At 67.4% G+C, this 23,827-nt stretch carries 19 protein-coding genes; 16 read left to right on the top strand and 3 right to left on the bottom strand.

What is annotated here, in order from left to right:
- Positions 1-245: 245 nt before the first annotated feature.
- From BLU38_RS19760 to BLU38_RS19785, 6 genes are all read left to right on the top strand, one after another.
- Positions 246-2,294 (top strand): MMPL family transporter, encoded by a 2,049-nt coding sequence (locus BLU38_RS19760; RefSeq protein WP_091527154.1) that lies wholly within the window; start codon positions 246-248, stop codon positions 2,292-2,294.
- A 10-nt stretch (positions 2,295-2,304) separates the two neighbouring features.
- Positions 2,305-3,483 carry a sensor histidine kinase gene (locus BLU38_RS19765; RefSeq protein ID WP_091527155.1) on the top strand — a complete coding sequence of 393 codons (1,179 nt, stop codon included), beginning with the start codon at positions 2,305-2,307 and terminating at the stop codon, positions 3,481-3,483.
- The gene (locus BLU38_RS19770) at positions 3,476-4,102 is read left to right on the top strand and encodes a response regulator (RefSeq protein WP_091527156.1); all 627 of its coding nucleotides are present in this window, start codon (positions 3,476-3,478) and stop codon (positions 4,100-4,102) included. The genes BLU38_RS19765 and BLU38_RS19770 overlap by 8 nt, the downstream gene beginning before the upstream one ends.
- Before the next feature lie 53 nt (positions 4,103-4,155).
- Positions 4,156-4,692 carry a hypothetical protein gene (locus BLU38_RS19775; protein ID WP_091527157.1) on the top strand — a complete coding sequence of 179 codons (537 nt, stop codon included), beginning with the start codon at positions 4,156-4,158 and terminating at the stop codon, positions 4,690-4,692.
- Between the two features lie 612 nt (positions 4,693-5,304).
- The gene (locus BLU38_RS19780; RefSeq protein ID WP_157683574.1) at positions 5,305-7,206 is read left to right on the top strand and encodes a hypothetical protein; all 1,902 of its coding nucleotides are present in this window, start codon (positions 5,305-5,307) and stop codon (positions 7,204-7,206) included.
- Positions 7,207-7,653: 447 nt separating this feature from the next.
- Positions 7,654-8,148, top strand: a complete 495-nt coding sequence (locus BLU38_RS19785; RefSeq protein ID WP_091527159.1) for an NUDIX domain-containing protein — start codon at positions 7,654-7,656, stop codon at positions 8,146-8,148.
- A gap of 22 nt (positions 8,149-8,170) precedes the next feature.
- Here the strand turns inward: BLU38_RS19785 and BLU38_RS19790 are convergent, their stop codons facing one another.
- Positions 8,171-8,941 carry a decaprenylphospho-beta-D-erythro-pentofuranosid-2-ulose 2-reductase gene (locus tag BLU38_RS19790; protein WP_091527160.1) on the bottom strand — a complete coding sequence of 257 codons (771 nt, stop codon included), beginning with the start codon at positions 8,939-8,941 and terminating at the stop codon, positions 8,171-8,173.
- Positions 8,942-8,963: 22 nt separating this feature from the next.
- Positions 8,964-9,887 carry a decaprenyl-phosphate phosphoribosyltransferase gene (locus BLU38_RS19795; protein ID WP_091527161.1) on the bottom strand — a complete coding sequence of 308 codons (924 nt, stop codon included), beginning with the start codon at positions 9,885-9,887 and terminating at the stop codon, positions 8,964-8,966.
- Between the two features lie 164 nt (positions 9,888-10,051).
- Between BLU38_RS19795 and BLU38_RS19800 the strand changes: the two genes are divergently transcribed.
- From BLU38_RS19800 to BLU38_RS19840, 10 genes are all read left to right on the top strand, one after another.
- Positions 10,052-12,037 carry a DUF2207 domain-containing protein gene (locus BLU38_RS19800; RefSeq protein WP_091527162.1) on the top strand — a complete coding sequence of 662 codons (1,986 nt, stop codon included), beginning with the start codon at positions 10,052-10,054 and terminating at the stop codon, positions 12,035-12,037.
- Between the two features lie 50 nt (positions 12,038-12,087).
- Complete coding sequence (locus BLU38_RS19805) at positions 12,088-14,196, top strand: GMC family oxidoreductase (RefSeq protein WP_091527163.1); 2,109 nt, start codon at positions 12,088-12,090, stop codon at positions 14,194-14,196.
- 19 nt (positions 14,197-14,215) lie between these two features.
- The gene (locus tag BLU38_RS19810) at positions 14,216-14,686 is read left to right on the top strand and encodes a nuclear transport factor 2 family protein (protein WP_157683575.1); all 471 of its coding nucleotides are present in this window, start codon (positions 14,216-14,218) and stop codon (positions 14,684-14,686) included.
- The gene (locus tag BLU38_RS19815) at positions 14,655-15,908 is read left to right on the top strand and encodes an Nramp family divalent metal transporter (RefSeq protein WP_091527165.1); all 1,254 of its coding nucleotides are present in this window, start codon (positions 14,655-14,657) and stop codon (positions 15,906-15,908) included. Before BLU38_RS19810 ends, BLU38_RS19815 begins: the two co-directional genes overlap by 32 nt.
- Before the next feature lie 92 nt (positions 15,909-16,000).
- The gene (locus tag BLU38_RS19820; protein WP_091527166.1) at positions 16,001-17,323 is read left to right on the top strand and encodes an ABC transporter substrate-binding protein; all 1,323 of its coding nucleotides are present in this window, start codon (positions 16,001-16,003) and stop codon (positions 17,321-17,323) included.
- Complete coding sequence (locus BLU38_RS19825; RefSeq protein WP_231919946.1) at positions 17,320-18,255, top strand: carbohydrate ABC transporter permease; 936 nt, start codon at positions 17,320-17,322, stop codon at positions 18,253-18,255. Before BLU38_RS19820 ends, BLU38_RS19825 begins: the two co-directional genes overlap by 4 nt.
- Complete coding sequence (locus tag BLU38_RS19830) at positions 18,248-19,072, top strand: carbohydrate ABC transporter permease (protein WP_091527167.1); 825 nt, start codon at positions 18,248-18,250, stop codon at positions 19,070-19,072. Before BLU38_RS19825 ends, BLU38_RS19830 begins: the two co-directional genes overlap by 8 nt.
- The gene (locus tag BLU38_RS31250; RefSeq protein ID WP_172836186.1) at positions 19,069-19,719 is read left to right on the top strand and encodes a hypothetical protein; all 651 of its coding nucleotides are present in this window, start codon (positions 19,069-19,071) and stop codon (positions 19,717-19,719) included. The genes BLU38_RS19830 and BLU38_RS31250 overlap by 4 nt, the downstream gene beginning before the upstream one ends.
- The gene (locus tag BLU38_RS19835; protein ID WP_172836187.1) at positions 19,716-22,223 is read left to right on the top strand and encodes a GH116 family glycosyl-hydrolase; all 2,508 of its coding nucleotides are present in this window, start codon (positions 19,716-19,718) and stop codon (positions 22,221-22,223) included. The genes BLU38_RS31250 and BLU38_RS19835 overlap by 4 nt, the downstream gene beginning before the upstream one ends.
- Positions 22,220-23,212, top strand: a complete 993-nt coding sequence (locus BLU38_RS19840; protein ID WP_157683576.1) for a LacI family DNA-binding transcriptional regulator — start codon at positions 22,220-22,222, stop codon at positions 23,210-23,212. The genes BLU38_RS19835 and BLU38_RS19840 overlap by 4 nt, the downstream gene beginning before the upstream one ends.
- Here BLU38_RS19840 and BLU38_RS19845 read toward each other — a convergent pair whose 3' ends face one another.
- Positions 23,213-23,827 carry a Maf family protein gene (locus BLU38_RS19845; protein ID WP_091527170.1) on the bottom strand — a complete coding sequence of 205 codons (615 nt, stop codon included), beginning with the start codon at positions 23,825-23,827 and terminating at the stop codon, positions 23,213-23,215.

The following is a 23,827-nucleotide window of genomic DNA, read 5'->3' on the forward strand; positions in this document are numbered from 1 at the left end:
GCTGACGGCGACACCGTCAGCCCGACCGTGGATGCTTCGGGGCTCGTCACGGCGTCGACCGTAGCAGTGCCGCCCCTGGTGAGCAATGCGATGGCGGTCCTCAGCCCGACTCCAACTTCGGTCGGGGTCGTGGATGCTGCTTTCGGGTCATGTTCGCCGGCCTCGTTGTTCCTAGCGTTGGAACGCGATGCAGGCACCGAGAGAGTGTTGTCGGCCTGCGGGGACTCGAGCGGAACGAGGGCGGGATGACGCGATTCTTCAACCGACTGGCGACCCTGGTGACCGGACGGTCGGGTGCCTGGTTGGTTCTGGCTGCGATGCTGATGATCGCGGCCGGGGCGATCGGTGGGCTGCGCGGAGCAGAGCCACCCACTGCGGTCGCGGCACTGCCGACCGGCTCGGAATCGGCGAACGTCGCCGAACTGCAGAAGCGCTTTCCCCATCACGAATCGGCGCCGGTGATGCTCGTCGTCACCCGTCCCGACGGCGCCGACCTCAGCAAGGCCGACCTCGCGGTGGCAGCCGACCTCGGAGCCCGGGCGGCCGAGGTCGTCGATCGTGATGCGCCACGGCCGATCGTTTCCGCCGACGGCGCGGCGGTGGTGCTCAATGTCATGATCAACGCCGATCGGCCGAACGCGGAGATCGCGGTGACGATCCAGGAGATCAGGACCGCGGTGCAGGCCGCGGCTCCGGAGGATCTGGCTGCCCAGGTGACCGGGGGACCGGCGTTCGGTGCCGACATCGCTTCGGCCTTCGACGGTGCGAATTTCACGCTGCTGGCGGTGACGATCGGAATCGTCGCGGTGCTGTTGCTGTTGACGTACCGCTCTCCGGTGCTGTGGCTGATTCCGCTGTCGGTGGTCGGGCTGGCCGATCAGCTGGCAGCGGTGCTGACGGCCGCGGTCGGCGCGGCAACGGATCTGCCGTTCGACAAAGGGATCATCAGCGTTCTGGTGTTCGGAGCGGGCACCAATTACGCACTGCTGCTGATCTCGCGCTACCGGGAGGAGCTGTACGGTACCGAAGATCATCGGACCGCCCTGGCGGCGGCGGTGCGCGGCACCGGTCCCGCCATCCTGGCCAGCAACATCACCGTCGTGGTCTCCCTGCTCACCCTGCTGCTCGCGCTGATGCCCAACACCCGCGGGCTCGGTGTCGCCGCGGCAGTCGGGTTGGTGGTCGCGTTGGTGTTCACCATGCTGTTGCTGCCGGCGACGCTGGCACTGTTCGGCAGGAGGCTGTTCTGGCCGCTGACTCCACGGCCGGATCGGATCCGTTCGGATGCGGGTGGAGCCTGGCGGCGGGTCGCTCAGGCGGTGACGTCTCGGCCGCTACCGGTTGTCCTGGCCTCGATCATCGGACTGGCTGTGCTGGCGACGGGACTGTTCGGCACCCGGGTCGGGCTCAGCCAACTCGAGCAGTTCCGGGTCCAGTCCGAATCGGCCGCCGGGCTGGAGATCGTCGCCCGGCATTTCCCGGCCGGCGAAACGGCACCGTTGACGGTGATCGCGAACTCCTCGCAGACCGAGCAGGTGATCACGGCGGCCGAGGACGTGTCCGGCGTCGACGCGGTCCGTCCGGCAGGAACGTCCGGCGACGGGCTGGTCAAGATCAGTGTCATCGGTTCCGCCGAACCGGGGAGCGAAGCGAGCTTGCAGACCGTTCGTGATCTGCGAGCAGCGGTGCGCGAGGTGCCGGGAGCCGATGCACAGGTCGGCGGACAGTCGGCCGAGGATCTCGACGTACGCGGCGCCTTCGAGCGAGATCTGCGGATCGTCGCGCCGTTGATCATCGCAGTCGCCTTCGTGCTGCTGATGATCTTGCTGCGGTCGTTGCTGGCGCCGGCGCTGTTGGTCCTGATCAACGCCGCATCGGCGATCGCCGCGATCGGTGCCGGGACCTTTGTGGGGAAGCGCCTCTTCGGATTCCCCGCCTTGGATGTCAATGTTCCCTTGGTGGGCTTCCTGTTCCTCGTTGCGCTCGGGATCGACTACACGATCTTCCTCGCTCACCGGGTCCGACAGGAGTCCCGGCGACTGGGCACCCGAGATGGTGTCGTCGAAGCCGTCGGCCATACCGGGGCAGTGATCACCAGTGCCGGTGTCGTGCTGGCCGCGGTCTTCGCCGCGCTCGGCGTGCTGCCGCTGACCACGCTGGCCCAACTCGGGCTGATCGTCGGCCTCGGTGTGTTGGTCGACACCCTGTTCGTCCGCAGCATCGTGGTGCCGGCGGTGATCAGCCTGGTCGGCGACAGGATCTGGTGGCCCGGGCGGTCCGGCAACGCGCACTAAGCTGATCGCGATGGCTACCGGACTGCTGCGCCCCGTCGCATTCGACCTGTTACGCCGCAGCGAACACGTGCTGCTGGTGGTGCTGCTGGCACTCGGGGTCGGCGGAGCGTGGTCGTCGCCGCTGCGCTGGGTGCTGATCGGTGGAGCGGCCGCGGTCGGCGGCTGGTACGGCTGGGGGATCGTCGTTGCACGCAAGCGTCGTACCCGAGCAACCGCCGTGCTGTGGTTGGCGATCCTGACTGTCGGCTGCGCGGGGCTGGCCGTCGGCTCGGCCGGGTTTGTCTGGCTGGCGTTCCCGCTGTTCCTGCTTTACACCCAATTGCTGCCGTTGCGGATCGCCGTGCCGAGCGTCGTCCTGGTGGTGATCGGAGTGATTGTCCGGACGGTGATCGGCCGCGGCGGATGGGACACGTCGGTCGTCGTCGGACCGGTGATCGGGGCAACTGTCGCCGTGGTGATCTCGGTGGTCTATCGGGACCTGGCCGAGCAGACCCGTCAACGAGCACGGCTGATCGACCAGTTGACCTCGACCCGCGACGAGTTGGCTGCCTCGGAACGGCAGGCCGGGATGCTCGCCGAACGGGAACGGCTGGCTCGCGAACTGCACGACACGGTCACCCAGGAGCTGACCGGCATCATCCTGCTGCTGCGTACTGCCCGCGACACGAAGACCGGATCATCGACCGCACTGCATGATCAACTCGACATCGCGATCGACTCCGCCGGATCGGTGCTGACCGAGACCCGCCGGATGGTACAGGCACTGACCCCGACCCAATGGTCGGAGAGTTCGCTGCCCGAGGCATTGAACAGAGTGCTCGCCGCGTCCACCGGCCCGGACACACGGTTGCATCTCGACGGCGAACAGCGATCGGTCCCGACACCGGTCGCGGTCGCATTGCTCCGTGCGGCCCAGGAAGGGGTGGCCAACGCCGTCCGCCATGCGCGCGCCGACAGGATCGACGTGACCCTGACGTTCCTTCCCGATGCCGTCAGTCTGGATGTTGTCGACGACGGCATCGGCTTCGACCCTGAGCAGCCGTACGGGTCGACCACCGGGACCGGACTCGGCCTGTCGGGACTACGGACTCGGATCGCCGAACTGGACGGGACGATGGAGATCGAGTCGGTACCGGGTCAGGGCACCGCCCTCAATCTCACCGTGCCACGGAAGGACCGGGATGGCTGAGATCAGGATTGTGTTGGTCGATGATCATCCGGTCGTCCGCGGTGGACTCCGGGCGGCGCTCGGCAGCGCCGACGGGCTGACCGTGGTCGGCGAGGCCGGGACCGGCGAGGACGCGCTCGCGTTGGCCACCGAGGTGCACCCCGACGTCGTGCTGATGGATCTTCAACTGGGGCCTGGCATCGACGGTGCCGAGGCGACTGCACGGCTGGCACAGCTGGCTGATCCGCCGCGGGTGTTGGTGTTGACGACCTACGATCGGGATGCCGACATCCTGCCCGCGATCGCCGCCGGCGCGAACGGCTATCTGCTCAAGGACACCGACCCCGAACGGCTCGTCCAAGCCATTCGGGACACCGCTGCCGGCCGGACCGTGCTTGCCCCGACCGTCGCCGATCGACTGGTGGACCGAGCCAGGCAGCCGCTGCAGACTCTGACACGGCGAGAGACCGAGATCCTGCAGATGGTGGCGCGCGGCTCGTCCAACCGGGAGGTCGGTCGCAGCCTGTTCATCACCGAGGCAACCGTGAAATCCCATCTGGTGCAGGTTTTCAGCAAGCTGCACGCCGACAACCGCACCACGGCCGTCGCTGAGGCTCGTCGACGAGGAATCATCGGCTGATTCGGCGACGCGTTTGGACCCTGTGGCGGCGACCGAACGATAGTCTCTTGCAGGTGAGCAGACGATCCTTGATCTTGATCACCGGAGAAGAGGGCGCCGGCAAGAGCACGGTGATGTCGGCGCTACTCCCGTTGACACCGGGCGCAGCCAAGATCGATGCCGAGGACGTCGGACAGGTCAACCCGTTCACCTTCGATCAGCGCTTCTTGGAAATGCTGTGGAGCAATGTGATTGCTGTGATCCAGAACTTCTGGTCCGCTGGATACTCGACGGTGATCACCGGCAGTCTGCTGGATGGCGATTCGGCGAGCAGTCTCCAAGATTTCCGCAGCCGACTGCCCGACGACATCGCGCTCTATGTCGTTCGGCTACACGCAGCGAAACCTGTTCGCGATCGGCGTCGGATCGACCGGCCCAAGCCCTCGTCCAGGCAGTGGCGGGACCAGGTCGATGCCGCCTACGCGGCCGCCGGTAGCGGCCTGCACGAGGACGCCGGTGATCATCGCCTGATCACCGTGGACAACAGTGATCAACACCTCCACGTGACGATCGCCGAGATCAGGGCCAGGATTCCGGAGATCTACACCTAGTCCGCCGCCCCGGTCTGGGTGCGGTGGGCGGCGGGTGGAGCTTCTCACCCGTGCGTTCCGGCTGCTCCGCGCGTCACGGGCGGCACATGTTGGTTCGGTCGATGATGGCTGTGATCATGGCCGCGAGTCTGCGGGTTTTCCTTGTGTCCACAGGGCCGCCGGCTGTCGGGCAAGACTGTCGGTGGCTGTCCGTAGGGTGGTTGTCATGAGAGTGGGCGGGGTGGTCGGTAGACGACGGGTGGAGCCTCCCACCTGCGCGACCCGACTGGTCCGCGCGCCGAGGACGGCACGGATCGGTCCGGTCGGCGACGGCTGTGTTCGTGGCCACGGATCCGCGGGTTTTCCTTGTGTCCACAGGGATGCCGGCTGTCGGGCAAGACTGTCCGCGCCGGTCCGTAGGGTGGTTGTCATGAGTGCGAGCGGGGTGGTCGGTGGACGACGGGTGGAGCTTCTCACTCGTGCGTCCCGGTTGCTCCGAGCGCGGCGCCCGGCGCATTTCGGTCCGGTCGGTAGTAATGGTGATCATGGCCGCGGCTCCGGTGATCTTCTCTTGATCCACAGGGATTCTGGCGCTCAGGGAAGACTGTCGGTGGGTGTCCGTAGGGTGGTTTCATGAGCGCGGGCAGGGTGGTCGGTGGGCGACGGGTGGAGCTTCTCACTCGTGCGTCGGAGCTGGCTCGTGCCGAGTGGGTGGCTGGTTGTGGGTTGTTGGAGGTGGTGGCGGAGTGGGCGGTCGCGAACCCTGGTGATGGGTTGGTGCCGCAGCGGACTCGGTTGGAGATGGCCTCGGAGCGGGCGATGGTGTTGGCCGGTGACGGTACGCCGTCGGTGGCCGAGACCGCGGCGGCGACGTTGGGGTTGGAGATCGGGCTGAGTCAGTGGCAGGCCTGTCGGCTGGTCGCCGATGTGTTGGATCTGCGGTATCGGTTGCCGCGGATCTGGACGCTGGTGCAGGGCCATGGGGTGCGTCCCGGTCATGCCCGACTGGTTGCTGCCAAGACCCGGTTGTTGTCGGTGGAGCAGGCTGCGGTGGTGGATGCCGAGGTGGTCGGGATGATCAGCGCGGTGACCTATGGCGGGTTGTTGACCGCGATCGATGCCGCCGTGGTGCGGGCTGATCCGGAGGGTGCCCGGGTGCGGGCGGAGACGGCTGCCCGGTGGCGTGGTGTCCGGGTGGGTCGGGAGTCCGAGGACGGCGCGATCGATGTTCATGCCCGGCTGGATGCCCCGGACGGGATCGCGTTGGGTGAGATGGTGAAGCGGTACGGGCGGTTGTTGCGGGACAACCGGGATCGGTTGCCGGAGTGTGTGCCGGATCGTGATCCGCAGTCGGTGGATGAGTGGGAAGCGTTGGCGCTCGGGTTGTTGCGGTTGCCGTTCGTGACCTGCCGGGTGTTGCTGGAACTCGGCTGTCCGGATCTGTTCGACGCCGCAATGGATCTGTTCACCGCCACCGACAACGGCGACACGCCCGACTCTGGAACGGATGCCCACCAGCCCGGTGATGATCATGATCCCGATGTTGATCACCCCGGTGCTGCCCGGTCGGGCGATGCCGACACCGATCGCGCCGAGGCCGATCCGGCGGGCGCAGGTTCGTCGGATACCGAGCCTGCTGCCGCTGACCTGATCGCCGACCATCCGACCCAAGATCATCCGACCGATGATCATGCGGGCGATGCCGTCCCGCGCGATGACGTTCCACCTGGCGATGCTCAGTCCGATGGTGATCATCACTGCCCCGACCCTCGGAGCGGCGACCGTACCCGCGCCGATAGGCAAGATCACGACACGGACCGGACTCGAGACGCGACACGGAACCATCGAGATGCTGCCCAGGATCGAAATGCTGCACAGGATCGAAATGCTGCACAGGATCGAGATGCTGCCCGGGAGCGCGATGCTGCCCGGGAGCGGGCGCTGCGAGCGTTGATCCGCGGCATCGACCCCCACAAACTGTTGCCCCTGTCGGTCCTGCACGTCCACATCGGCGAATCGGCGGTCCGCGGCGACCACGCCGTCGCTCGCGTCGAAGACCTCGGCCCGCAACTGGCCGACACCGTCCTCCGCTGGCTGCGCACCGGCACCCGACTGCACATCACACCCGTCATCGACCCCGCATCGGTGACCGCGGTCGACCGCTACGAAACCCCGACCTGGATGCGCGAAGCCCTCCTGGCGCGCAACCCGCGCAGCGTGTTCCCGTTCTCCGGCCGGATCAGCCGGCTGATGGAGATGGACCACACCATCGCCTATCTGCCGCCACCGATCGGACCACCGGGCCAGACCGGCCCCCACAACCTGGGACCGATGGCCACCGGCGAACATCGGGTCAAAACATTCGGCACCGTCCGCGTGCGCCAAGTCGAGCCCGGAACCTTCATCTGGCACACCGAAACCGGCCGAGTGATCATCACCAACCCCGCCGGCACCCACGACCTCGGCACCGGACCCTGGACCCAACAACTCTGGCATGCCGCAACCAGACCCCCACACCACAAAACAGCCGACTGACCAGAGCCGCCGAAGGTGGCCCAGCAGACACGGCGATCTGCTGCGCCTTGGGCGGCAGACTGAGCGTGCCGGGCGCCAGCTGAGACCCGGGGCGGCCGGCTGATCCCGGGCGATCGACGAGCACTCGTGTGCGGTCGACCGACGGGACCTGGCCGCTGGAGGGTCGACCCGGCGCAGCCGATAGAGCGACAGGAGTTCTACCGAGCACCCGGCCGGATCGAGTGAGCGCCCGGGCGGTCGGCCAGGGCCGGGCCCGTCGAGATGCTCTCCCTCGGCCGAGCGGCGATGGAACCGCAGGACCTGCCGGCGCCGATTGACCGGCCGACCGGTGATGTTTCGCTCTCGAGCGGGCAACGGGTCGATTCTGGAAGGCAACTCGAACGGCTCCGCGTGCGCGCATGGTCCGGCCGAACCAGGGGATCAGCGTGCGATCGCTAACCTTCGACCATGTCGCTGCGCGCAACCCGGCTGATGACGTCGATATTCCTGGTCCGCAACGGAAAGCTGCTGTTGCTGTATCGCTTCGGATCCTCCGCGATTCCTGACTCCTGGGTCGGCATCGGCGGTCACATCGAACCGGACGAGATCCGCGATCCGACCGGGGCGGCGCTCCGTGAACTCCACGAGGAGGTCGGTCTCGCGGCCGAGCAGATCTCCGACCTCAGCCTCCGCTACGTCTCGTTCCGCGACACCGGCGACGAACTCCGGTCGACCTTCTACTTCACCGCCGACCTGCGCCCGGAAACACCGGCACCGACCTCATGTCCCGAAGGGGAGCTCCGGTGGTTCGACATCGCCCCGCAGACCGCCACCTTGCCGATGCCACCGACGGCATCGGTGGCCTTGTCACACTGGCTGGCCGAGGGCCGACATGACGATCTGCTGAGGTCGATCGTGATGACTGCCACCGGCTCCCAGGTGCTGAGCCTCGCGCAGGGCTGACGGCCGGCCACGCGAGACTCCATCAGATCGGCAGCCGGCGGAAGATCGGGCGCGGTACGTGCCGCAGGATCGCCATCACGTACCGGAAGGTGTTCGGCACCCAGATCAGTTCGCGCCGATCGCGGACCGCGGCGACGGTCGCACCGGCGACCTCGTCCGGCGTCACGGCGAGGGGCGCCTCGGCCATCCCGTCGGTCATCTTGGACCGGACGAACCCCGGCCGGACAACCAGGACCCGGGCACCGAACGGCCGCAACGCCTCACCGAGCCCGAGGTAGAAGCCGTCGAAGCCGGCCTTGGTCGAGCCGTAGACGAAATTGGAACGGCGGACCCGTTCGCCCGCAACGCTGGACAGCGCAACAACCTGGCCGTAGCCCTGGCCCTTGAATCGGTCTGCCAGCAGGGCACCGAGATGGACCGGCGCAGTGAAGTTGATCTCGGCCATCTCCAGGGTCGCCGTTGCATCGGTCCAGGCTCGTTCGGCGTCACCCAGGATGCCGAACGCGACGACCGCAAGATCAAGATCACCCTCGGCGAAAGCCTGCTCGATCACCCGTTGCCGAGACGTCGCGTCCGAGGCCTCGAAGTCCAGTTCGACGACCGTGCAGCCCGCATCGCGCAGACCGTTCGCCGCCGCAGTCCGACGCTCACCGGGCCGGGCGGCCAACACCACCCGCAGCGAGGTTCCCTGCTCGTGCCGGGTCGCGGCATAGCGATGGGCGATCGCCAGCGCGATGTCGGAAGTACCGCCGAGCAGCAGCAGCGATTGCGGAACGCCGAGAGCGTCGATCACGTGGTTCCTCTCATGTTCTTGATCATCCGAAGACCGCGACACAGATCACGATCAGCCACAGCGCACCGAAGATCAGCAGGACGTGGTCCTTCAGTACCACGTCCTCGGGCTCACCGGCGGTGCCCTGGTCGATCTCCCGTGCATACTGCAACAACCCGAGTGTGAACGGAGCGATCGAGATCGCAGTCCAGCCTACGCCGAGCGGTCCGCGTTGGAGATTCTCGAACGCCCACAGGCTGTACGACATCAGCACCATGCCGGCCGACAGCATCCAGGTGAAGCGCAGGTAGGAGGTGGTGTAACTGGCCAGCGATTTGCGGGTCCCGGCGTCGGCGCCGAGCTCCAACATCTCGGAGTAGCGCTTGCCCGACACCATGAACAGCGACCCGAACGACGCCACCAACAGGAACCACTGACTGAGTGGAATGCCGCTCGCCACGCCGCCGGCGATCGCCCGCAACAAGAAGCCGCTGGCGACCATCGCCAGATCGATGATCGGCTGATGTTTGAGAAACGTGGAGTAGCCGATCTGGAGCAGCAGGTAAACCGTCACGGTGATCCCGAGCTGGATCGAGGTGAGATAACCGATCGCGAGCCCGACGACTCCGACCACGATCGCTTCGATCCAGGCTGCTGGGATGGCCAACTCTCCGGCAGGTACCGGGCGGAACCGCTTCTTGGGATGGAGCCGATCCTCCTCGACGTCGCGGATGTCGTTGATCAGATACACCGCGCCGCTGACCAGGCAGAACGACACGAACGCCAACGCCGACTTGCTCAGCACCCCGGTCTGGAACAGTGAGCCCGCGGCCAGCGGGGCCGACAGCACCAGCACGTTCTTCATCCACTGCCGCGGCCGGAGCGCGCGGACCGGGGCCGGGAGACGGCTCGGCCGGCGCGGTGCGGGCAACGGGCCGTCGGGCGTCGACGTGATATCTGCAGACATAACGATGCGAGGGTAGCGGCCGAAGCCGTACGGCAGCCGATCCGACACCGCGGCCGACGGGTTCGTACGCCGGCGCCGCACCGGCGCTGCTGCCATCAGCGTCCAACTACAGTTCTGCCTCAGGCTCAGCGTCGCCCACGGTTGTGGGTGTGAGAGAGGTGGTCATGCCAGGCTCCGAGAGTGGACCGACCGGCACTCCACGGACGCCGGCTGTGGCCGCGGTCCGCAGGTTGGCCAGGGCGCTGGTTGCCTTGATGGTCCTGAGCGGGGTCTTGATGGTGGCGCCGGCCGCCCACGCCGAAGCCGACCGGATCGACTCTCTGGACATCGCCTACCGGGTGGATCGGCAGGGCGTGCTGCACGTCCGGGAGACCTTCGTCTGGCGATTCGGCACCGACTCCGGCCGGCACGGCATCCAACGGATGCTGATCACCCGCGAACCGGACCCGGACACCGGCGGCGACATCGTCTACACCATCGAGGACTTCGCGGTGACCAGCCCCGATCCGAGCATTCCGACCACGGTCACGCCGATCACCGACGGCGGCCCGCTGTCTCGAACCCGGAGCACCACCTACCGGATTGGAGATCCCGACATCCGGGTCAGTGACGACACGGCGACCTACGTGATCAGCTACCGGGTCCGCGGTGCGATGCGGCACAGTGCCGGCTACGACGAGTTGTACTGGGATGCCACCGGCTTCGACAATCCGGGTATCGACCAGGTGTCGATCACCGCAGCCGTGCCCGGCGGCGCACAGGACCTGCGCTGCTATGCCGGCCCGGTCGGCAGCAGGACGACCTGCGACGACGCCCGACGACGCACCGGTCAAGCAACCTTCGTGCACAACGATCTGCCGGCCGCCGACGGCATCACCATCGGCGTCAAGTTGGCTGCGGGATCGGTTACCGACAACGCACCGCACCTGCAACCCCGGGCCGGTCTGGGCGCGGTGGCCGGTTCCCGGGCCGTTGCGGTGCCAGGCGGGATCGCCCTGCTGCTGGCAGCGCTGATCCCGATCATCGCGCTGTTCGGCGTCCGGAGGTTCGGTCGTGATCAACGCTATGCCGACCTTGCTCCGGGCTCGGTACCCGACGATGCCGCCGGCGCACGGGTCGAGCGGGCCACTGCCGAGCTCGAGGTCCCGGTCCGTTTCAGTCCGCCCGATGCGCCGGCAGCCCAGGCCGGGATGCTGACCGCCGGGTCCTTCGAGGCACGACATTCGGCCGCTGCGCTGATCGCGTCGGCGGTGGCCGGCGCCATCAAGATCTGGACCCGATACGAGAATCAGCGCGGCTTCACCGCCGAACTGGTCGACCGCGAGAAGGCGTCGTCGGCCGAACAGAAGGCCCTGCTGGACGAACTCTTTCCCGACGACGAACCCGTGGGTACCGCCCATCGCGTTTCATCGCGAGGGGCGATGGCCGCAGCTCACACGGCGGCGGGCAAGGCGGCGCGGGCCGACGGGATGTGGCGCGGGTGGTACCTGATGCCGCCGGCATCGGGATCGGGGATCTCCGGCGGGCTGGTGGCCGGGTTGGTGATCGCCGGCCTGCTGTTCGTCGCAGCGGTCGTGGTGACGGTCCTCTGGCTGACCGGTATGGTCCCGACCGCGTTCCCGGTGCAGCTCTGCTTCGCGGCGCTCCCGCTGCTCGCCCTGGCCGTGACCGCGGTCCTGGTCCGCCGCCGACTGCGGGCCGGGCGGCGAACCGCCCGGGGCCGGGCGATCTGCGATCAGGCACTCGGCTTTCAGCAGTATCTGGCCACCGCCGAGGCCGAACACTTGCGCTTCGAGGAGGGCCACGACATCTACTCGCAGTATCTGCCGTGGGCGGTCGCCTTCGACCTGGCCGGTCGCTGGCACAAGATCTGCGCTGCGCTGGTCGAGCAGGGCCGGCTCCCCGACGCGACACCGTCCTGGTTTGCCAGCGGCAGTGACGAGGCGATCGACTTCCGCGCGTTCAACGTCGCCACCTTCGCCTCCACCATGACAGGTGCCAGCGAGCCGCTGCCGCGGACCGGTGGCGGCTGGTTCAGCGGGTCCTCGAGCACCAGCGGCACCGGGGCAGGGAGCAGCGGAAGCTCCTTCTCGTCCGGGGGCGGATTCTCCGGAGGAGGCGGCGGTGGTGGCGGCTCGTCCAGCTGGTGAGTGGGATGGGGTGCCGGCCGGTTGAGCACGGTGGCGTATAACCATGGGGTGTGACTTCTCCGAGCACTGCTGACCTGCTGACCACCGTCGTCGACGCTGTCGTCCCTGCCGACGACTATCCGTCCGCGAGCGAGTCCGGCGTGCTGGACTTCCTGCAGCGCCTTCGTGAGCACGAGCGTCCGGAGTGGGGCAGACGGATTAACGCGGTGGTCGCATCGGTCGATGCGGCGTCCTGGCGGATCGCCGGCAATGGCTTCATCGGGCTGGACCAGCAGCGTCAACAGGAGGTGCTGGACGGATTGGCCGACGACGCCGAATTCGGCTGGTTCGCGCAGTTGATCAACCTCGCCTATTACGGTGACAACGCACGGTCGGCCACGCCGCCGAGGTCCTGGGAGATGATCGACTGGCGGCCCGGTCCGCCCGGTGGTTGGCCGACGAAGCTGCCGCCGGTGCCGTTCCACACCGACGGGCTGATCGGCCCCGAGCAACTCCAGTCCCGGTACGACGCCGTGGTGATCGGCTCCGGCGCCGGCGGCGGCGCCGCCGCGCAGGTGCTCGCCGAGTCCGGCAGGACGGTGTTGATCATCGAGGCCGGCGACGGTCCGGAGACCAGCAAGCTCGATCATGATCATCTTCGCAATCCGCGGATCAACACCGGGCTGACACCGTGGAGCGGGCCGCTCGGTGCCGGTCACCCCCGGACCCTCGAACTCGGCGGCGATCGGGTCGCGGTCGGTCAGAGCGATCCGCGATGGGGCAACAATGCCTTCACCGTCGGCGGCGGCACCCGGGTCTACGGCGCACAGGCCTGGCGGTTCGCGCCGAAGGACTTCCGGATGGCCAGCGAATACGGCGTACCCGACGGCAGTGCGCTGGCGGACTGGCCGATCGGCTACGACGATCTGGAGCCCTATTACAGCGAGGCCGAGTGGCGCTTCGGAGTCAGTGGTCTGGGGAGCGGGGATCCGTGGTCCGGCACCCGGACCAGGGACTATCCGATGCCGCCGGTCTCCGGGATCGGCAACCCGGCCGCGCTGGCGGCCGGTGCCCAGCGGCTCGGCTGGGGCACCCTGCCCGTACCGCTGTTGGTCAACTCCTCCGAACATCGCGGCCGCTCGGCCTGCCTGCACTGTGCCCAATGTGTCGGATTCGCCTGCCCGGTCGAGGCCAAGGGCGGCTCGCACAACACCGCGATCCCGGCTGCCCTGGCGACCGGTCGAGGTTTTTTGATCACCAACGCCACCGCCGAACGGGTGATCACCGACAACACCGGCACAGTGACCGGTGTCGCCCTGGTCGGTGACGACCGGTCCGGCCAGTGGCGTCGACAGGTGACGGCCGGTGAGGTGATCATCGCTGCCGGCGCGACCGAGACCGCCCGGCTGCTGCTGCTCAGCGCTCATGATCATGAACCGAACGGCATCGGCAACAACACCGATCAGGTCGGCCGGCATCTGCAGGCACACCTCTATGCCGGCGCGTTGGGGGTTTTCGAGGACGAGATCTTCACCCTGGAAGGGCCCGGCGTCTCGATCGCCACCTGCGACTTCCGGCACGGCAACGCCGATCTTGTCGGCGGCGGGATGCTGGCCAACGAGTTCGTGCCCACACCGTCCAGCACCTTCGACTACCTCGTCTCCGCCGGTGTCTTCCCGCCGTACGGTCCGCGGGCCAAGGACGGCATGCGGCAGTGGACCCGACGGATGACCCGGGTGGTCGGGCCGATCCAGGAAGTGACCAGTGCTGAGTCCCGGGTGCGGCTCGATCCCGATGTCCGGGACCGGTACGGCAATCCGGTCGCCGCTCTCAGCGGGGCACTGCATCCGTCCGATCTGCGGGCCCGCGACTTCATGACCGAACGTGCCGCGGAGTGGCTGACGGCCGCCGGTGCCTCGCAGGTCTTCGCCGCGCCGCCCGGCGGTGGCGGTCCGAACGGGCCGAGCACCGGGCAGCACCAGGCCGGCACCTGCCGGATGGGCACCGACCCGAAGTCCTCGGTGACCGATCCCGACGGACGGGTCTGGGGACACGACAACCTGTGGGTGGCCGACGGATCGCTGAATGTCACCAACGGCGGCGTCAATCCGGTGCTGACCATCTTTGCCGGCGCGCTCCGGGTCGCCGACCGGATCGCCGGTGGCGTTCTCAACGGCTGATTCCGATTAGCCTGTGATCATGAACCAACAGGCAGGGTTGCAAGAGGTCCTCGACCGGATCGCGATCCAGGATGTGGTTAACGGCATCGACAACGCCACCGACGCCAAGGACTGGGCGCTCGCCCGGTCCTACTTCGCCGACCGGATCATCGTCGACTTCGGCGCATTGTCCGGCGCCGGGCCGCAGCAGATGGCCGCCGACGACCTGATCGCGGCCTGGACGGAAAATCTGTTCCCCGCCAAACTCACCTTCCACCTGGCCGGCAACCATCAGATCACCGTCGATGGTGACCGTGCGGTGTGCGTGTCCAAGGGCTACGCGTTGAACGTGCTCACCACCAAGCAGGAGGACAACATCTGGGAGGTGTGGGCGACCTACACCCATCGCCTCGAACGCACCCCGGACGGCTGGCTCTGCACCGAGATGGCGCTCGACGTCGTCACCACCCGAGGGGACGATGCGGTCCGCACCGCCGGTCCGGACGCCTAGGCTGCATCGCGACCTGCTGGACCGGACGCGACTGCTCGGCCCTGCCTTCGTCGCCGCGGTCGCCTATGTCGACCCCGGCAATGTCGCCACCAACACCGCAGCCGGCGCGAGCTACGGCTACCTGCTGATCTGGGTGCTGGTCGGGGCGACCCTGATGGCCGGGCTGGTGCAGTTCCTGTCGGCCAAGATCGGACTGCTGACCGGTCGGTCGCTGCCGGAGCTGGTCGGCACACGGGTCGGCCGGCGCGGCCGGATCGCCTACTGGCTGCAGGCCGAACTGGTCGCGATGGCGACCGACCTGGCCGAGATCCTCGGTGGTGCGATCGCACTGCAGCTGCTGTTCGGACTGCCGTTGATGGTCGGCGCGTTGATCACCACCGCAGTCGCCACCGGGCTGCTGCTGATCCAGGACCGGACCGGTCAACGCGGGTTCGAACGGGTGATCACCGGTCTGCTTGCCGTTGTCACGTTGGGTTTCCTGGCCGGATTGGTGTTCGACCCGCCGGCGCCGAAGTCCGCCGTTGCTGGGCTGCTGCCCCGGATCGACGGCAGCGAAAGCGCTCGGCTCGCGGTCGGGATGCTGGGCGCGACGGTGATGCCGCATGTGGTCTACCTGCACTCGGCACTGGTCCGGGACCGACACGGCCGTGTTGATCATGGACAAGCGACTTCGATGCTGCGGGCGACCAGACTGGACGTGTTGTTGGCGATGATCATTGCCGGTGCGGTGAACATCGGGATGTTGTTGCTGGCCGCGAGTTCGCTGTTCGGCCTGGCCGGGGTCGACACCCTGAACGGCGTGCACCGCGCGGTGGGTGAACAACTCGGCCCGGCGATCGCGCTGTTGTTCGCGCTGGCGCTGTTGGCATCCGGATTCGCCTCGACCTCGGTCGGCGGCTACGCCGGCGCGGTGATCATGGACGGTCTGTTGCAGCGTCGGGTGCCGATCGTCGCCCGGCGGTTGATCACCGCCGTCCCTGCGCTGATCCTGCTCGGCGCCGGACTGGACCCGACCCAGATGCTGATCTGGTCCCAGGTCGTGCTGTCCTTCGGGATCCCGTTCGCGGTCGTCCCGTTGGTCAGGATCGCCGGCGACCACCGGCTGATGGCGGCGGCACCGACCCGACGGTCCACCCTGGCGATCGCCTGGCTCGTGGTCGTCCTGGTCGTCGCGCTCAACCTGCTGCTGTTGGTGCTGACGGCTGCCGACCTGGTTGCGTAATCGTTTTCTGATTAGGGGTCCAAAGACCTTGACACTCGGCGCCGCACCTCCCTTAACTGGTGTGTAATCGTTTTCCAGTCAAAGGGGACGGAATGAGTGGGTACGCGTACAGCAGTGCATTCGGGCGGCCGGTCGACCGCCGCACCTTCCTCCGCGGACTCGGCACCGCGGCGTTGGTCCCGGCGGCCGGTGCAACACTGGCCGGCTGCGGTTCGGACTCCGGCAGCGCCAGCGGAGATCTGACCTTCGTCTACTACGGCGACGCCGATCTGCAGAAGGACTACGACAAGCTCTTCACCAAGTTCCGCAAGGATCACCCCGAGATCACGCTGAAGGCCCAGGGCATCGCGTCCAAGTCCTGGGCGGAGTTCGCCAATGCTGTCTCCACCCGGCTCGCCGGCGGCCAGCCGCTGGACGTCGTCCAGATCGCGACCGAGGGCCAGCGCATCTTCGCCTCCAAGGGTCTGCTGGAGCCGTTGGATCCGTACATCAAAAAGGATCAGGCAGCGGTGGACGGCTACTACAAGGACACCCCGCCGCAGCTGAAGGAGTGGCTCAAGCAGTACGCCTCACCCGACGGCAAGACCTACTACATGCCCGGTGGCTACAACACCATGGCGCTGTACGTCGACGGCAAGATCTTCTCTGATGCGGGTGTCGAGGTGCCCGAGGAGTGGACCTGGGACGAGTTCAGCGAACTGGGCAAGGAGATCAAGGCCAAGACCGGGGCCTATCTGACCGCTGCCGGCAGCGGGTACTTCACCGATGTGATGCCGTGGCTGCTGACCAACGGTGCGAGCACGCTCGACGAGAAGTGGGCGACGGCGACCTACGCCAGTCCGGAGGCCGTCGAGTCGCTCACCTTCGCCCGGTCGCTGGTCACCGACGGGTTGGCGCCCAAGCCGGGTGGCACCTACGACGCACCGACCGCCATGTCCCAGGGCAAGCTCGCCTCCTTCGGTGGTGGTCGCTGGCCGACCAACGATCTGCGCCGGCTGAAGGCGCTGGACGGTGTCCAACTGGTGAAGTGGCCGAAGAAGACCACCGACGGTTCGCCGGTCGGCTGGGATGCCTGGCCGATCCTGAAGGGCTCGAAGAACAAGGATGCCGCCTGGACCTTGATCACCTACCTGATCTCGGAGTCGTTCGGCGACACGATCACCACCGGCGGCGGTGCCGCGGTGCCGGCCAGAATCTCCGACGCCACCAGCAAGGCCTTCCTCGAGGATGCTCCGGAGAACACCGAGCTGTTGTCGGAGTTGTTGAAAGTCGCGACTCCGATTCCCGCCCCGGATCGTGGAGCGGAGTGTCAGAAGGCCATCGAGGAGGCCTGGCTGCAGGGCATCAGCGGCACCAAACAGCCGCAGCAGGCCCTGACCGAGGCGAACACCAAGATCCAGGGTCTGTTGGCGTGACCTCCACGGCCACGGCGCCACCGGTGACCCGACCGACGGCTCCGCCGCGCGGCCGCGGCGGGCGACAACGCGTGCTGCCCGGCTGGCTGTTCCTCAGCCCGGCGTTGCTGTTGTTCGGAGTGTTCATCCTCGGCCCGTTCATCGCCGCCATGGCGTTGAGCCTGTTCTCCTACGACCTGCTCACCCCGGCCAAGTTCGTCGGTCTGAAGAACTTCCGGGCGCTCGGCGCCGACGATCTGCTGCTGCGAGCCTTGGGCAACACCTTCCTGTTCGCCTTCGCCTCGGTCCTCACCCACCTGGTCGGTGGGCTGCTGCTGGCCGTCGCGGTCAACCGCGGCATCCACAAGGTGTTGTCCTACTTCGTCCGAACGGCATTGTTCTTCCCGTTCCTGATCTCCTGGGCGGCCGTCGCGCTGTTGTGGAAGTACGTGCTGGATCCGACCTTCGGCATCGTCAGCTACTACCTCGGCAAGCTCGGTATCGACTCACCGGGCTGGTTCACCGACCCGGACTGGGCGCTGCCCTCGATCATCGGTATCGACTTCTGGCACACCATCGGCTACACGTTCCTGATCATGTTGGCCGGCCTGCAGACCGTGCCGCATGAACTGACCGAGGCGGCCCGGGTGGACGGGGCCGGTCGCCTCCGGGCGTTCGTCCATGTCACCCTGCCGCTGATGACGCCGACCCTGTTCTTCGCCTCGGTGATCACCTTCATCGGTGCGTTCCAGATCTTCGACCCGGTCCAGATCATCACCGCCGGCGGGCCGAACGACTCCACCATCACTGCCGTGATGTATCTGTACCAGACCGGATTCCAGGCCTTCCAGATCGGTTATGCCTCCGCGATCGCGTTGGTGGTGTTCGTGGTGATCATGCTGGTCACGCTGTTGCAGTTCTGGGGATCGCGGAGGTGGGTGCACTATGGGTGAGCGTGCCTTCCGCTGGCTGCTCGGCGTCGTCCTGGCCGTGGTCGGGATCCTGATGATCGCACCGCTGATCTGGCTGATTTCGACCAGTCTGACCGCACCGCGGGAGGCCTTCCGGCTGCCGCCGGGCTGGCTGCCGATCCCGTTCAGCTTGCAGAACTTCGCCGACGTGGTGGACCTGATCCCGATCGGACGGATGTTCCTGAACAGCCTGCTGGTCACCGTGATCTCGGTCGGCGGATCGCTGCTGGTGGCCTCGCTGGCAGGCTACGTCTTTGCGCGGATCCCGTTCCGTGGCAGGGATTCGATCTTCATCCTGCTGCTTGCCGCCTTGATGGTCCCGACCCAGCTGACGATCATCCCGACCTTCATCCTGATGCGCAAGCTCGGGCTGATCGACCATCTGGCTGCGCTCTGGCTGCCGGCACTGATCAACGTCTTCGCGATCTTCTTCCTCCGTCAGTACTTCAACTCGATACCCCGGGACCTGGACGAGGCGGCCAGGATCGACGGTGCCGGCCATCTGCGGATCCTCTTCCAGATCATGATCCCGCTGGCCGGGCCGGCACTGTCGGCGCTGGCGATCCTCGGGTTCGAATCCTCCTGGAACAACTACTTCGGTCCGTTGATCTTCCTCAGCACACCCGAGCGGATGACCCTGCCGATCGGTCTGGTGTCCCTCTCGGCCGGTCAGGGTGGCGGTCCGGCGGTCGTCGTCTTCGCCGGGATCACCCTGGTGGTGTTGCCCATCCTGCTGGTCTTCCTGCTCTTCCAACGGGCATTCGTGCAGAGCGTGGCATCGATCGGGATCCGCGGATGAAGGGCCTGCGGGCGATCTGGCCCAATCTCCCGGTGCTGCTGGCGGGGTCGGTGCTGGTGGGTCTCGGCTGGTCGGCCACCCGGGTCGTGGCCGGACTGTCCGGATGGCTGATCCCGATTGCGGTCTGGTTGTTTGTGCTGCCACCGCTGATCACCCTGGTCGTCGGCTGCCGACAGTTGCTCCGCGACGAGCACTTCGGGATCGGCACCCTGTTCCGCGCCCTGCCCAGCAACGCGGGACGGACGATCATGATCAGCGCAGGCCCGATGCTGATGGTGGTGCTGACGCTGATCGGCTGGCACGCCTGGCGGCTCAGCGGAAGCGCGCTGCTGCTGCCGTCCTTCGTCGCCGGCTGCTTGCTCTCCGCAGCCGCCCTGCTGGCCGGTGTGGTCGCGGTGCCGTACGGCGTGCTGACCCGCGTGCCCGGCAAGGAGACCTGGCTGGTGGCCGCCTTCGTCCTCAGCCGGCAGCCCATTCCGGTGCTGGCGGTCGTCGCGGCTACTGCTCTCGGCGTCTGGGCAGCGGCCTACCTGAGTTTTGCCCTGATCATCCTGCTCCCCGGCCCGCTCGCGATGATCTGGGCGGCGGCGGTCGAGCAGGCAACCGTGAACAGCAAGAAGACCCTTGTCTCGAAAGGAACCCGATGAGCAACCCCACGAGCCGGCCACCGGACTGGCCGGTGCTGCGGTCCTACGATGCCGATCACCTGCAGCGGATCAGCCTGCCGATCGGCGGGATCGGTACCGGGACGATCGGACTCGGCGGCCGCGGCGACTTCCGGGACTTCGAGATCGGCAATCGACCGGGTAAGGGTTTCCGTCCGGACACCGGTTGCGTTGTCGTCCGGACCCGTGCGCACGACGGCCCGGCACGCGCGCTGCTGGCCGAAGGGCCGTTGCCGATCGAGAGCTACCAGGGCGCCTTCGGCTCGGCTGCCGCGCACCACGGCCTGCCGCGCTTCACCGACTGCCGCTTCGATGCGGCCTACCCGTTGGGCCAGGTGCGACTGGCCGACGACAGCTTCCCGCTCGAGGTCACCGTGCAAGGCTTCAACCCGTTCGTGATCGGCGATGTACAGACCAGCGGACTTCCCGTTGCGGTGCTGCGCTATCGAATGACCAACACCAGCGACGTCGCCCAGCACCTCACCCTGGCCGCCGCGATGAGCAATTTCGTCGGGGCCAACGGCAGCGCCGATGCCGCCGGCGGCAATCGGAACACCTTTCGCCAGCAGGAGCAGTTGGCCGGATTCACGATGACCGCCCCCGAACTCGACGCCGATGCGGAGGCCGCCGGTGAGGTCAGCGTCGCGCTGATCAGCCCGAGCGGCGCCGAGATCAGCCACCGCACGGGTTGGGCCGACCTGACATGGGGGAGTTCGCTGCTCGACTTCTGGGACGACCTGCTCGACGACGGCAACCTGGAGGAGCGGGAGAGCGCCGCGGCGCGGCCGATCGGAACCATCGCCGCGCAATGCGAACTCGCCGCCGGAGCCAGCACAGACATCACACTGTTGATCACCTGGAACTTCCCGAATCGGAGAGCCTGGCGGTCCGACGGACATGCCGTCGGGACCTATACCGACGACGTGATCGGCAACGCCTATTCCGTGCTGTACCCGGACAGCTGGCAAACCGCCGTCGATATCGCCGGCCGGTTGGATGATCTTGAAACAGCCACCGTCGACTGCGTTTCCACCGTGCTGGCAGCCGATGCGCCCGCCGAGATCACCGAGGCGGCGCTGTTCAACCTGTCGACGCTGCGCAGTTCGACCGTCTTCCAATCCGCAGCCGGCGATTACTACGGCTGGGAGGGCACCGCGGACCGCTCCGGCAGCTGTCACGGCACCTGCAGCCATGTCTGGGGCTACGAATTCGCCAGCTCGCTGCTGTTCGCGCCGATCGCCCAGTCCTACCGGGAAACCCAGTATCAGCGAGCGACCGACGGACAGGGCCTGATGAGCTTTCGTGCCGGACTGCCGATCGAACAGTCCCAAGCCTGGGGGCGGGCCGCCGCGGACGGCCAGATGGCCTGCCTGGTCCATCTGTATCTGGACTGGCAGCTCAGCGGCGATCATGATCAACTCACCCGACACTGGCCCGCTGCCAAACGGACCCTGGAGTTCTGTTGGATACCCGGCGGTTGGGACGCCGACCAGGACGGCGTGATGGAGGGCGTCCAGCACAACACCATGGACGTGGAGTACTACGGTCCGAACCCACAGATGGGATCGTGGTATCTCGCCGCGCTGCGAGCCTGCGAAGAGATGGCCACGGCCATGGCGGATCCCGAATTCGCCGCTACCTGTCGCAGACTCTTCGACAACGGATCGCGGTGGTTGGACGACAATCTCTTCAACGGCAGCTACTACGTCCACCAGGTCCGGCCGGTCGACGACCCGTCCGCGATCGCCGACGGACTGCGGCTGCCCGGGATGGGATCGGCCGGCACGAGAAATCCGGAACTGCAACTCGGCGACGGTTGCCTGGTCGATCAGTTGGTCGGTCAGTATGCGTCCACCCTGGTCGGTCTCGGCGACCTGCTGGACCCCGATCACGTCCGGTCGGCCTGGCGGGCAGTCCATGATCGAAACTTCCAACACGGCTTCGTGCACCACTTCAACCCGATGCGCAGCTTCGTGCTCGGCGACGAGTCCGCCGTGCTGATGTGTACCTATGACGAGGGCAAGCGCCCGGAGCGTCCCTTCCCGTACTACAACGAGGTGATGACCGGCTTCGAACACACCGCAGCCACCGGGCTGCTCCAGGTCGGAGCCGCCGACGAGGCCCGGGAGATCATCGGTGCCATCCGAGCCAGGTACGACGGCGCTCGACGCAATCCGTTCGACGAGGCCGAGTGCGGCCACCATTACGCCCGCGCGATGGCCAGTTGGTCGGCCTACGCCACCTGGAATCGGACGTCCTACTCCGGACTGGACCGGACCCTGACCGTCGGCCGGCCGGATCAGCGGTCGTTCTGGTCGACCGGAACCGCCTTCGGCGACTGGGATCCGGAGACCGGCACCGTCCGGGTGGTCGGCGGCGAGCTGCCGATCCGGCGGCTACTGCTCGGCGATCGGGAGCATCAAGCACCACAGGCCGTGCTGAAGGCCGGTGAACAGTGGACGGTGGACGGCCCCAGTCCCCGATGATCAGGATCGTCGACGTCGCTCGGGAGGCGCAGGTCTCGGTGGCGACGGTATCCCGGACCCTCAACAACAGTGCCCGGGTCGATCCGGTGCTGGCCGAACGGGTCCGTGCGGCGGTGCAGAAGCTGGGCTATCGGCCCAATGCAGTGGCCCGCAACCTGCGACGTCGCGGCACCCAGGTGTGGGCGTTGATCATCACCAACCTGAACAACCCGTTCTACACAGCGGTGGCCAGGGGAGTGGAGGATGTCGCCTCCGAGCTGGGCTACTCGGTGCTGCTCTGCAACACCGACGAGGACCAGGCCAAACAGGACCGCTACCTGGAGGTCGCGGCGATGGAGCGGGTGGCGGGAGTGATCCTGGCACCCCGTTCGGACGATTCCGACGTCTCGACCGTGCAGGACGACCAGATCCCTCTGGTGGTGGTCGATCGGGCGCTGCGGCAGCCGGTCGACTTCGTCACCGCGGCATCCTTCGAGGGGGCCGTGCTGGCCACCGAACACCTGCTCCGGCAGGGCTGGCGGCGCCCGGCCTGCATCACCCGGCCCGCGGACACCGCGACCGCCGAACAGCGCCGACTGGGATATGAGGACGTGATGCGTCGGCACGGGCTGGCCCCGGTGGTCAGACATGTCGGCTTCCACGCCGGGGGCAGCGCGGAGATGATCAGTGCACTGCTGGCCGAGCGGGACGCACCGGACGCGTTCCTGACGATCGACTCGATGCTGGCCCTGGACGTGCTCGGCGGCCTGCAACGGGCCGGGCTGCACTCCGGCCGCGACGTGGGCGTGATCAGCTTCGACGACGCATCCTGGGCGCCGGTGGTCGACCCGCCGCTGTCGGTGATCGCCCAGCCGGCCTATGAGATGGGAGCCGAGGCCGCCCGGCTGCTGGCCCGACGGGTCCGCTCGGAAGGGCCGGCCGAACCGCAGACGATGATCATGAGCACCACCCTGATCGTCCGCGGCAGCTGCCGGCGTCCGAAGCGATGATCAGCTCCACAGTTCCGGCCAGCTGTGCCCGGCGCCGATGATCATCTCCCGCAACACCGGCAGGCTGATCCCGACCACGTTGTGCGGATCGCCCTCGATGCCGGTGACGAACGGGCCGCCCAGCCCGTCCAGGGTGAAACTCCCGGCCACCGCCAACGGTTCCCCGGTGCCGACGTAGGCCTCGATCTCGGCGTCGCTGAGATCGGCGAAGTGCACGACGGTGGCTGCACCGCGACCGGCGGCGTACACCTGCTGCCCGTCGATGATCTTGACCAGGAAGTGTCCGGTGTGCAGCACGCCCTTGTTGCCGCGCATCGCGTGCCAGCGCTCGACAGCGACCCGGGGCTCGTGCGGCTTGCCGTAGCTCGCGCCGTCGAGTTCGAGCACCGAATCACATCCGACGACCAACGTCGGCGTCGCCCGCGGTCGCTGCGTCAGCTGGTCGGCGACGGCGCGCGCCTTCAGCTCGGCCAGTGCCAGCGCGAGTCCGGCCGGGTCGGTGTCGGTGATCACGCTCTCGTCGACACCGGAGACGATCACCTCGGGCTCGACACCGGCTGAGCGCAGGGTTGCCAGTCGCGCAGGGGACTGCGACGCGAGGACCAGGCCGACCAT

It is taken from the genome of Microlunatus soli (assembly GCF_900105385.1).
GTDB lineage: Bacteria > Actinomycetota > Actinomycetes > Propionibacteriales > Propionibacteriaceae > Microlunatus > Microlunatus soli.